The following is an 11529-nucleotide window of genomic DNA, read 5'->3' as shown; positions in this document are numbered from 1 at the left end:
GGAAGCGCATTTCAAATGTGAGAGGGGGCTTGCTCCCGATGAGGCCAGTCGCCTCACCACAAAACCCTGATCAGACCACCGCCGCCCGCCGCTGAACAAACCGGTCCACATACTCATCGGCCGGCGAGTGCAGAATCTCGCGCGGCGTGCCGACCTGGATCAGCTTGCCGTCCTTGAGGATCGCAATCCGGTTGCCGATGCGCACGGCCTCATCCAGATCGTGGGTGATGAACACGATGGTCTTGTGCAGGGTCTTTTGCAGCTCGAGCAATTGGTCCTGCATCTCGGCGCGGATCAGCGGGTCGAGGGCGCTGAAGGCTTCGTCCATCAGGATGATGTCAGTGTCGGCGGCCAACGCGCGGGCCAGGCCGACGCGCTGGCGCATGCCGCCGGAAAGCTGGTGCGGGTATTTGTTTTCGTAGCCCTTGAGGCCTACGGTGTCGACCCAGTGCGCTGCACGTTCGGCGCACACCTGCCTGCTTTCGCCGCGCACCTTGAGGCCATAGGCGACGTTGTCGAGCACACTCTTGTGCGGCAGCAGGCCGAAGCTCTGGAACACCATGCTGATCTTGTGGCGACGCAATTGGCGCAGCGCTTCCATGTCCAGCTGCAGAATGTCTTCGCCGTCCACCAGGATCGCGCCGCTGGTGGGGTCGATCAGACGGTTGAAATGGCGCACCAGGGTCGATTTACCGGAACCCGACAGGCCCATGATCACGAAGATCTCGCCGGTGGCGATGCTCAGGGACAGGTCATTGACCCCGACCACGCAGCCGGTCTCGGCCAGCACCTGGTCCTTGGTCTTGCCCTGGCCGATCAGCGCCAAGGCCTCCCTGGAGCGGTTGCCGAAAATCTTGAATACGTTGCGCACTTCGATTTTGCTGACGCTCGTCATTTGCTCGCCTCATGCCGTGGACGACCATAGGCCTGGGTAATGCGGTCGATGACCACCGCGAGAATCACAATCGCAAGGCCGGCTTCAAGGCCACGGCCAACGTTGAGGGTCTGGATGCCGACCAGTACGTCTTCACCCAGGCCACGGGCACCGATCATCGAGGCGATCACCACCATCGACAGCGCCATCATGGTGGTCTGGTTGATGCCGGCCATGATGCTCGGCAGGGCCAGCGGCAATTGCACGCCGAACAGTTGCTGCCAGCGGTTGGCGCCGAAGGCGTTGATGGCTTCCATGACTTCGCCGTCAACCTGGCGAATACCCAGGTCAGTGAGGCGAATCAGCGGTGGCGCGGCGTAGATCACCGTGGCGAAGATCGCCGGCACCTTGCCCAGGCCGAACAGCATCAGCACCGGGATCAGGTACACGAAGCTGGGCATGGTCTGCATGATGTCGAGCAGCGGCATCAGCACCGACCGCAGGCGATTGCTGCGCGCCGACAGGATGCCCAGCGGAATGCCGATCAGCACCGAGATCACCGTGGCGACCATCATCAGCGCCAGGGTTTGCATCAGCTTGTCCCACAGGCCCACGGCGCCCACCAGAAACAGCAAACCGACGATCACGGCGGTGGTCACCACCTTGCGCGTGGCGTGCCAGGCAATGGCGCCGACAATCGCCAGCATCAGCCACCAGGGCGCGGCGCGCAGCAGGCCTTCCAGGTTGACGATGGCCCACAGCAGGGTGTCGGAGATGTGCCGGAACACATCGCCGTAGTTGGTGACCAATGCGTCCACCCACTCGTTGACCCAGTCGGCGATGGAAAACGTAAAACTCTCAGGAAACATAGCGTGCTCTCGATCCAATGGGGTGTGGCCAGGCGCCCGGCCAGCCTTTCAGGGTAGCCGGACGCGCTTGACCTACAAGGCCGCGTCGATTTTTTTGGCGGCCTCGTCGCTGACCCAGGCGTGCCAGACCTCAGGATGTTCCTTGAGGAATATTTTCGCCAGTTTCGGCGATTCGATGCGCTCCTTGGCCATACGGCCCAGGTTCTGGTTGAGCAGGTCGATGGGCAGGTTGACCTTTTCCAGCACGGCCACCAGTTCCGGCGCCTGTTCATGGAATGCCTTGGACAGGCCGACCTTGATGCTCACGCTTTTATCCACGCCGGGTTTTTCCTGCAGCTTGACCAGGTCGACCTGACCCATCAGCGGCGTCGGCGACCAGTAGTAGAACAGGATCGGCTCGCCACGCTTGTAGCTCGACAGCACCGCCGCATCCAGCGCCGGGCCGGTGCCCGGGCGGAAGTTGGTGTAGGTGTTCTCCAGGCCGTAGCTTTTCAGCATTTCGCTGTTGTCCAGTTCGCAGGTCCAGCCGGCCGGGCAGTTGTAGAAGCGGCCCTTGGACGGTTCTTCCGGGTCCTTGAACACCTGGGCGTACTTGGCCAGATCTGCGATGTTCTTCAGGTCCGGCGCCTTGGCGGCAAGCTTGCGCTTGGCGTCGCCTTCGATCACGTAACGCGGCACGTACCAGCCCTCGATCGCACCGACGATAGGCGCGCCGACGCCCACGACCTTGCCGGCCTTCTCGGCCTTGTTCCAGACTTCGCTGCGGCCCACCCACTCTTCGGCGAACACCTGAATGTCATTACTGCCCAGGGCGTTTTCCATGGTGATGGAGTTGCCCGGCAGGCTGTCGGTTTTGCAGTCGTAGCCTTTTTCCAACACGGTTTGCAGGATATCGGTCAGCAGCATGCCGCTTTCCCAGTTGAGGCCTGCGAACTTCACCGGCTTGCCGGATTCGCACCAACCGGCCGCCTGGGCGCCGGCGCTTGCCAGAAACAGAGTGGCCAGCAGGGTCTTATGTATTTTCATTGTGGTGACGCTCCCAATCTTGAAATGGATTACGGCAGTCAGTAGGCGTCCTGCCCTGTCCACGTCCCATCAGGCCTGTGCAACCGGCCTGGTTTTTATTGGCGCAGCGCCCTGCTCTGGCGGCAGGATCAGGTGGTCAGGTACCGCGCTGTGCCATTTTTTTGCGCACAGGTAATACAGGCCGGCGGGCAGCACCAGGCCGATGATCCAGGAGATATCCACGTTACCGAGGGCGGCCACCAGCGGGCCGGTGTAGAACTGGGTGGAAATGAACGGCAACTGCACCAGCACGCCAAACACATAGACGCTGATGCCCAGCAGGTTCCAACGTCCGTAGCGTCCGTTCGGATCGGCCAGGGCCGGCACGTCATAGCGCTCGCGGGTGATGCAGTAATAGTCGACCAGGTTGATCGCGCTCCACGGCGTGAAGAACGCCAGCAGAAACAGGATGAACGACTTGAACGCACCGAGGAACGAGTGCTGGCCGAGCAGCGCGATCAGGGTTGCCGCGCCGACGATGACCAGCACGAACCCCAGACGCTGCCAGCGCGTGACTTCGAGGCGACCGCGAAAGCCGCTGATGATGGTCGCGATGCACATGAAGCTGCCGTAGGAGTTCAGGGTGGAAATCGTGACCTTGCCGAACGCGATGCTGAAATACAGCAACGCAGCGGTAGCCCCCGTGCCGCCCAGGCCGACGATGTAGGCCACTTCGTGACCGGCGAATTGCCCGTTGGACAACGCGGCGGCGAACACACCGAGGATCATCGCCACCTGCGCGCCGATCACCGAACCGGCACCGGCGGCGAGGAAGGTTTTCAGTGAGGACGTACGGCTCGGCAGGTAGCGTGAATAGTCCGCCACATACGGGCCGAACGCGATCTGCCAGGAGGCCGCGAGCGACACCGCCAGCAGGAAACTGCTCCAGCTGAAGTGACGGATTTGCAGGAGCGCGCCAACGTCGGCCTGGCTCATCAGGCGGCTGAACAGATAGACAAACGCCACCCCCCCAATGACGCTGGCGACGCGGCCGATGAAATGGATCACCCGATAGCCAAGCACCGTGACCAGCACGATGACACTGGCGAACATCAGGATACCGGTGCTGTCACTGACGCCGAACAGCTGGCCCAGCGCCTGGCCGGACAGCACGGTGCCGGTGGCGGTGAAGCCCAGGTACATCAGGCACACCAGCACAATCGGGATGGCCGCGCCGTACACCCCGAACTGCACACGGCTGGAGATCATCTGCGGCAGGCCGAGCTTGGGCCCTTGCGCCGCATGCAGGGCCATGACGCCGCCGCCGATCAGTTGGCCGATCAACAGACCGATCAACGACCAGAACACATCACCGCCCAGCACCACGGCCAGGGCCCCAGTGACGATGGCGGTGATCTGCAGGTTGGCGCCGAGCCACAGGGTGAACTGGCTCAAGAGACGACCGTGTCTTTCCGCTTCCGGGATGTAGTCGATCGAACGTTTTTCGATCAGCGGGGTGCTGCTTGCACGAGCGTCATTTACAGCCATTGTTGTTCAACCTCTGATGGATTGTTCTGCATGCGCATTGCTCTTCTGTGGGAGCTGGCTTGCCTGCGATGGCATCACCTCGGTCTTACTGACAAACCGAGTCGCCTGCATCGCGGGCAAGCCCGGCTCCCACAACAACCGAGCCGGTCTTTATTTGATCATCGGCAGGTTCAGGCCCTGCTCTTTGGCACAGTCGATCGCGATCTGGTAGCCGGCGTCCGCATGCCGCATCACCCCGGTGGCCGGGTCGTTGTGCAATACCCGCGCGATGCGTTCGGCCGCTTCATCGGTGCCGTCGCAGACGATGACCATGCCCGAATGCTGGGAGAAGCCCATGCCCACGCCACCGCCGTGGTGCAGCGAGACCCAGGTCGCGCCGCTCGCGGTGTTGAGCAAGGCGTTGAGCAGCGGCCAGTCGGACACGGCGTCGGAGCCATCCTGCATGGATTCGGTTTCGCGGTTGGGGCTGGCGACCGAGCCGGAGTCGAGGTGGTCCCGGCCAATCACCACCGGCGCCGACAGCTCGCCGCTGCGTACCATTTCGTTGAACGCCAGGCCCAGCTTGGCGCGCTGGCCCAGGCCGACCCAGCAGATACGCGCCGGCAGGCCCTGGAAGCTGATGCGTTCACGCGCCATGTCCAGCCAGTTGTGCAGGTGGGCGTCGTCCGGGATCAGCGCTTTGACTTTGGCATCGGTCTTGTAGATGTCCTGCGGGTCGCCCGACAGCGCAGCCCAGCGGAACGGGCCGATGCCACGGCAGAACAGCGGGCGGATATAGGCCGGCACGAAGCCCGGAAAATCAAAGGCGTTTTCCACGCCGACTTCCTGGGCCATCTGGCGGATGTTGTTGCCGTAGTCGAACGTCGGGATGCCCTGTTTCTGGAATTCGAGCATGGCTTTTACATGCACGGCCATCGACTGCTTGGCGGCCTGGATCACGACGGCCGGCTCGGTTTTGGCGCGGGCGCGGTATTCGTCCCAGGTCCAGCCGGCCGGCAGGTAGCCGTTGAGCGGGTCGTGGGCGCTGGTCTGGTCGGTGACCATGTCCGGGCGCACGCCGCGCTTGACCAGCTCCGGCAGGATTTCGGCAGCGTTACCCAGCAGGGCGATGGAAATGGCCTTGCCTTCCTGGGTGTATTTGGCGATACGGGCCAGGGCGTCGTCGAGGTCGGTGGCCTGCTCGTCGACATAGCGGCTGGCCAGACGGAAATCGATGCTGACCTGCTGGCATTCGATGTTCAGCGAGCAGGCACCGGCCAGCGTGGCCGCGAGTGGCTGCGCGCCACCCATGCCGCCGAGGCCGGCGGTGAGCACCCAGCGGCCCTTGAGGTTGCTGTCGTAATGTTGGCGACCGGCTTCGACGAAGGTTTCGTAAGTGCCCTGGACGATGCCCTGGCTGCCGATGTAGATCCAGCTGCCAGCGGTCATCTGGCCGTACATGGCCAGGCCCTTGGCATCCAGTTCGTTGAAGTGTTCCCAACTGGCCCAGTGCGGCACCAGGTTGGAGTTGGCGATGAGCACGCGCGGCGCGTTGCTGTGGGTTTTGAACACGCCGACCGGCTTGCCCGACTGCACCAGCAGGGTTTCGTCGTCGTTCAGATGGGTGAGGCTCTCGACGATCTGGTCGTAGCACTCCCAATTGCGCGCCGCACGGCCGATGCCGCCGTACACCACCAGTTCTTTCGGGTTCTCGGCCACTTGCGGGTCGAGGTTGTTCATCAACATGCGCAGCGGCGCTTCGGTCAGCCAGCTTTTAGCGGTGAGCTTGTTACCGCGGGCGGCACGGATTTCGACATCACGGAACTGGGTAGGCTTGGTCACAACGCTGACTCCTGGGCGATCGATGCGCGAACAGGTGCGTGGGGAAGAAGAGTCTTACGCACACACCTTTACTTGTATGTACAAGCATATGCAATCGAGCGGCCAACTTGATGAGGCGGTCAGGGAGAATTTTTTATCGAATACACGGGAGCCTTGAGCATTAAGGCTTTGGGGGCTTTGTGAAATTTCCTGGGTGGGTGTTTTCAACGAGGGCGAAACACTGGAGTTGCATCACGCTGGGGCATTCGGTAACAAATTGGTGCACCGTTTTGTAAACACCGCCGAGAAATGTGGGAGGGAGCGAGCCCCCTCCCACATTTTTTAACCGCGCGCGGTCAGTTCGATAATGCAGCTACGGCCTGCCACGGAAATATCCAGCAAGCCGGTATTACCCTCCACTTGCAGGCAATCGTGATGGCCCAACTTCTGGTCCAGCACCTTCACTTCATCCGCCACGCTGAACACCAGCACCGTCTGCGCGGTGCTGAAAAAGCGCTGCACGCCGTCCACCCATTGCAAACGCGCGTGGTAACGCTGGGGCGAATAGATCAGGTTGAAATCGCGAATCGGCCCGGTGATCAGGCGGCAGGACACCTGACTGTCGCCACTGAAGGCGAAAGGTTGCAGCGGCAAGAGGCCGCGCTGCTCCTCGCCGTCCACGGTCAGCACCATGCCTGCGCCCTTGATCACGGTGATCACGCGCTGGTAGCCGGCGAAGGTGGAGAAACCGCCCGATTCGGCAATATCGGCAATCGACAGACGCCAGCCAAACCCCTCCAGGCCTTCGCCTGCATCACGGGTGATTTCTTCGGTGCTGCCGCCGCCATTTTTCCAGGGCATGCGCACATAGTCGGTGGCGCGCCACACGCTGACTTCACTCATTTGCTGAAACGCCCTTCGAGGCTGTGCCGGGAACCGGGGTGGATCAAGCGTGCGGCGGTTACCGGCTGACGGCCCGACCAGGTGCGCCGGCGAATCAACAGGCAGGGTTCGCTCGGCTCGATCTGCAGCAGTTTGCATTCGGCGGCGTCAGCGAGAATCGCTTCGACCACGTGCTCGCCTTCGGTGAGCGGCGCCACCTGGTTGAGGTACGCGTAGGGGGTTTGCTGGGTGAAGTCCTGCTGCAGGTAGTCGGGCGCGACTGCGGCGTTGACGAAGCGGTCTTCGATCTGCACGGGGATATCGTTTTCGTAGTGCACGATCAGCGAGTGGAACACCCGCCCGCCTTCACGCATTTCCAGCGCAACGGCGCGCTCGGAACCGGCAGCCTCTTCGCACAGGTGGATGACCTGGCAGGTATGACGATGGCCGCGCGAGGCAATCTCATCGGCAATGTTGTGCACTTCGAACAGTGCCGACTGGCTCTTGGGTTCAGCGACGAATGTGCCCACGCCCTGCATGCGCACCAGCAACCCTTCGGCGGTGAGTTCGCGCAGGGCGCGGTTGATGGTCATGCGGCTGAAGCCCAACTGGCTGACCAGTTCGCTTTCCGACGGCACGCGGTAATGGGGCGGCCAGTTACCGTTGAGAATCTGCTGGCTGATCATCTGTTTGACGCGGGCATACAAGGGCGCCGGACTTTCGTCCATGTGGGCAGCCAGCGAAGACTTGGCAGGCGGAGTCGGCACAGGGAATCCTTGCAGGGAAAAAAGAAGCATAGATTGCCGGAGTTTACCGAGCAGGCAAACGTCTGTATATGTATATACAAATAAACACACGACCGGAGTCTTCTGATCATGTCCGCATTCTTTGCCGAACGCGCGCTGCTGCCTGATGGATGGGCCAACGATGTACGCCTTGAGGTGGGCGTCGACGGACTGCTGACTCGGGTCGAGGCCAATGCCGACGCAGACGGCGCCGAGCGGCTCAGAGGCCCGCTGTTGGCCGGCATGCCGAACCTGCATTCCCATGCCTTCCAGCGCGCCATGGCCGGCCTGGCGGAAGTGGCGGGCAACCCGAATGACAGTTTCTGGACCTGGCGCGAGCTGATGTACCGCATGGTCGGCAAGATCAGCCCGGACCAGTTGCAGGTGATCGCGCGCCAGCTGTACATCGAAATGCTCAAGGCCGGCTACACCTCGGTGGCCGAGTTCCATTACGTGCATCACGATGTCAGCGGCCAGCCTTACGCCGACCGCGCCGAGCTGTCGCGGCAGATCAGCCAGGCGGCCGCCCACAGCGGTATCGGCCTGACGCTGGTGCCGGTGCTCTACACCCACTCGGGGTTTGGTGGCCAGGCGCCGAACGAGGGCCAGCGGCGGTTTATCAACAGCACCGACAGTTACCTGGACCTGCAGACCCGCTTGCGACCGATGCTGGCGGCACAACCGGCGCAGCAGCTGGGGCTGTGTTTCCACTCGCTGCGCGCGGTCACCCCGCAGCAGATCCACGACGTGCTGGCAGCCGGCGACAAGGCGTGCCCCGTGCATATCCACATCGCCGAGCAGCAGAAAGAAGTTGACGATTGCCTGGCCTGGAGCGGCAAGCGTCCGCTGCAATGGCTGTATGACAACGTTCAGGTCGATGAGCGCTGGTGCCTGGTGCACGCCACCCATGCCGATGCGGACGAAGTCGCGCGCATGGCCAGAAGCCGTGCGATTGCAGGGTTGTGTCTGACCACTGAGGCGAATCTGGGTGACGGGATTTTCCCGGCGGTGGATTTTCTCGCCCAGGGTGGGCGCATGGGCATCGGCTCCGACAGCCATGTGTCGCTGAGCGTGGTGGAGGAATTGCGCTGGCTGGAATATGGCCAGCGGTTGCGGGATCAGCGGCGCAATCGTCTGTATCGCTCCGATCAGCCGATGGTCGGCCGCACGCTGTTTGATGCCGCGCTGGACGGTGGGGCCCAGGCGCTGGGGCAACCGGTGGGTCGATTGGAAGTGGGCAAGCGGGCGGACTGGATCGTGCTTGACGGTAATGATCCGTACCTGGCCACGGCGAGCGGAGATGGGATTCTCAATCGCTGGCTGTTCGCCGGAGGAGATCGGCAGGTGCGTGATGTGCTGGTGAACGGCAAATGGGTGGTGCGCGAGGGGCATCATGCCGACGAAGAGGAAAGCGCGAGGGCCTTCACGCAGGTGTTGAGGACTCTACTCGGATAAAAAATGTGGGAGGGGGCTTGCTCCCGATTGCGGCATGTCAGTCATGAATATAGCGACTGATGCACGGCTATCGGAAGCAAGTTTCCTCCCACATTCGGTTCAGGGTGTTGTCGAGGTTATTGCGAGGTCTTGGCCATCTGCTTGTCCGAGGTGCGGAAGATCAGGCGTGTGGTGTCATAGCCCTGTTGCCGCGCCCTGCTGAGCAGGTCTTCACGAGTTTCAGCGCTCACCGTTGGTGTACGCGACAGGATCCACATGTAGCGACGGCTCGGGCTGCCCACGATGGCGGTCTTGTAGTCATCGCTGACGTACAACACCCAGTAGTCGCCCTTGGCAACGCCCGGCAGCAGCGCAGTAAACCAGTTATTGAATTCCACCCAAAGCTTGTCGGTCTTGCCCGGCACTTGCGGTGTGGCGGTGCCCTTGGCTTCTTCCCACTTCCACTCGGTGGTCAGGCAGCGATTGAACACCGACATGTCGCCATCCGGCAGCAGGTTGTAGCGGGCTTCCGACTGCGCGCAGTTGCGCTGGAAGTACATCGGCAATCGAGCCAACTCGTACCAGGTGCCCTGGTAACGTTTGAGGTTGACGTTGCTCGCGGTCTTGGGTTGCAGATCATCGCCAGAATGGCTGGCGCAGCCTGCCAAAAACAGGCTGGCGCAAAGGAACAAAACAAAACGCATCATTCTTCTTCTCCCGCAGGCTTGCGCCCCGGTTTACTTCAGGCCTTGCCCGGAAAACAACACAACCTTGTCACCGGCATATTGAACGCTGATAAAACTGTTTTTATCGCCCCAGGTGCAGCTGGACATGCCCAGTGCGCCGGAACAGTCAGTCGGCGTGCCCAGCAACGACTCCACCTCAGCCTTGGGCATCCCGGCCGACAACTTTGCGTAATTCTCTTGATTGACCTTGCTGCAAGCGGCCAGCAGCACGCAAAAAGTCAGCAAGGCGAGACGACGTAACGACATGGATAAACTCCTGGAAGGGCGAAGCAGCGTGGGTATCTGCCAGAACCTTAGAAGGGAAAAGGGGGGTCTGGTTCCCGACGCGCAAAAACAAAAAAAGCCCCGAAAACGCTGAAACGTTTCGGGGCTTCTTCAACGGTGATCCGCCTCACAACACGGCGGATTGTTTATCGCACGCGCTTACTTCTTGTGATACGACGTCACGCGCTCAACTTCTTCCTTCGAACCCAGGAACACCGCCACACGCTGGTGCAGGCCTTCAGGCTGGATGTCGAGGATGCGCTGGTGACCGTCGGTGGACGCGCCGCCAGCCTGCTCAACCAGGAACGACATCGGGTTGGCTTCGTACATCAGGCGCAACTTGCCCGGTTTGGACGGCTCGCGGCTGTCGCGTGGGTACATGAACAAGCCACCACGGGTGAGGATACGGTGCACGTCGGCCACCATTGCAGCCACCCAGCGCATGTTGAAGTTTTTCTTCAGCGGGCCTTCTTCGCCAGCCATCAGCTCGCCAACATAGCGGGTCACCGGCTCTTCCCAGTGACGCTGGTTGGACATGTTGATCGCAAACTCCTGGGTGGACGCAGGAATGGTGATGTCTTCGTGGGTGAGTACGAAGCTGCCCATTTCGCGGTCCAGGGTGAAGCCTTTTACGCCGTCGCCCAGGGTCAGCACCAGCATGGTCTGCGGGCCGTAGATCGCGTAGCCGGCAGCCACCTGCTCGGTGCCTGGCTGCAGAAAGGCCTTTTCGTTCAGCGCTTCGTTCTGGCTCAGGTATTCGTTGGGGCAACGCAGTACCGAGAAGATGGTGCCGACCGGTGCGTTGATGTCGATGTTGGACGAGCCGTCCAATGGGTCGAATACCAGCAGATAGGCGCCCTTCGGGTATTTGCCCGGGATCTGGTAGGCATTGTCCATTTCCTCGGACGCCATGCCAGCCAGGTGACCGCCCCATTCGTTGGCTTCGAGCAGGATCTCGTTGGAGATCACGTCGAGCTTCTTCTGCACTTCGCCCTGCACGTTTTCAGTGCCCATGCTGCCCAGGACACCCCCCAATGCGCCTTTGGACACGGCGTGGCTGATTTCCTTGCAGGCACGCGCCACCACTTCGATAAGGAAGCGCAGATCGGCAGGCGTGTTATTGCTGCGGGTCTGCTCGATCAAATAGCGACTCAAGGTAACGCGGGACATGTAAGGCTCCGGACAATGGGGGGCTGAAAACCCGCGCAGTTTAGCGCGAGTCGGGGCTTAAATCCTCTCATCAGAGGATTTAAGCGCAATAGAGTTCATGGTCTGGCAACAGATCCAATGCGGGAGGGAGCAAGCCCCCTCCCGCACTGTGC

11 protein-coding genes are annotated in these 11529 nt (G+C 61.6%); 1 reads left to right on the top strand and 10 read right to left on the bottom strand.

What is annotated here, in order from left to right:
• Positions 1-70: 70 nt before the first annotated feature.
• The 7 genes from RHM60_RS18365 to hutC form a co-directional block, all read right to left on the bottom strand.
• Positions 71-895: a quaternary amine ABC transporter ATP-binding protein gene (locus tag RHM60_RS18365; protein ID WP_209987504.1), complete on the bottom strand. Its 825-nt coding sequence runs from the start codon at positions 893-895 to the stop codon at positions 71-73.
• A complete protein-coding gene (locus tag RHM60_RS18360; protein WP_209987501.1) occupies positions 892-1743 on the bottom strand; it encodes an ABC transporter permease in 852 nt (283 codons plus the stop codon). The genes RHM60_RS18365 and RHM60_RS18360 overlap by 4 nt, the downstream gene beginning before the upstream one ends.
• 72 nt (positions 1744-1815) lie before the next feature.
• Positions 1816-2769 carry an ABC transporter substrate-binding protein gene (locus RHM60_RS18355; RefSeq protein ID WP_209987498.1) on the bottom strand — a complete coding sequence of 318 codons (954 nt, stop codon included), beginning with the start codon at positions 2767-2769 and terminating at the stop codon, positions 1816-1818.
• A gap of 69 nt (positions 2770-2838) precedes the next feature.
• Complete coding sequence (locus RHM60_RS18350) at positions 2839-4296, bottom strand: cytosine permease (protein ID WP_322212418.1); 1458 nt, start codon at positions 4294-4296, stop codon at positions 2839-2841.
• A gap of 150 nt (positions 4297-4446) precedes the next feature.
• Complete coding sequence (hutU, locus tag RHM60_RS18345; protein WP_231422704.1) at positions 4447-6117, bottom strand: urocanate hydratase; 1671 nt, start codon at positions 6115-6117, stop codon at positions 4447-4449.
• Positions 6118-6438: 321 nt separating this feature from the next.
• Positions 6439-6999: a HutD family protein gene (locus tag RHM60_RS18340; protein ID WP_209987488.1), complete on the bottom strand. Its 561-nt coding sequence runs from the start codon at positions 6997-6999 to the stop codon at positions 6439-6441.
• Positions 6996-7706, bottom strand: a complete 711-nt coding sequence (gene hutC / locus RHM60_RS18335) for a histidine utilization repressor (protein WP_323571403.1) — start codon at positions 7704-7706, stop codon at positions 6996-6998. Before hutC ends, RHM60_RS18340 begins: the two co-directional genes overlap by 4 nt.
• 147 nt (positions 7707-7853) lie before the next feature.
• Between hutC and RHM60_RS18330 the strand changes: the two genes are divergently transcribed.
• Entirely contained in the window at positions 7854-9218 is a 1365-nt protein-coding gene (locus RHM60_RS18330; RefSeq protein ID WP_322212417.1) for a formimidoylglutamate deiminase, read from the top strand.
• A gap of 116 nt (positions 9219-9334) precedes the next feature.
• Here the strand turns inward: RHM60_RS18330 and RHM60_RS18325 are convergent, their stop codons facing one another.
• From RHM60_RS18325 to RHM60_RS18315, 3 genes are all read right to left on the bottom strand, one after another.
• Positions 9335-9904 (bottom strand): lipocalin family protein, encoded by a 570-nt coding sequence (locus tag RHM60_RS18325; RefSeq protein ID WP_209987474.1) that lies wholly within the window; start codon positions 9902-9904, stop codon positions 9335-9337.
• Positions 9905-9934: 30 nt separating this feature from the next.
• Complete coding sequence (locus RHM60_RS18320) at positions 9935-10189, bottom strand: hypothetical protein (RefSeq protein WP_209987470.1); 255 nt, start codon at positions 10187-10189, stop codon at positions 9935-9937.
• A gap of 177 nt (positions 10190-10366) precedes the next feature.
• A complete protein-coding gene (locus tag RHM60_RS18315; RefSeq protein ID WP_209987467.1) occupies positions 10367-11377 on the bottom strand; it encodes a class 1 fructose-bisphosphatase in 1011 nt (336 codons plus the stop codon).
• Positions 11378-11529: the final 152 nt, after the last annotated feature.

Origin of the sequence: Pseudomonas sp. MH9.3 (assembly GCF_034354675.1) — a bacterium.
GTDB lineage: Bacteria > Pseudomonadota > Gammaproteobacteria > Pseudomonadales > Pseudomonadaceae > Aquipseudomonas.
This window is presented reverse-complemented; position numbering and strand designations above follow the sequence as displayed.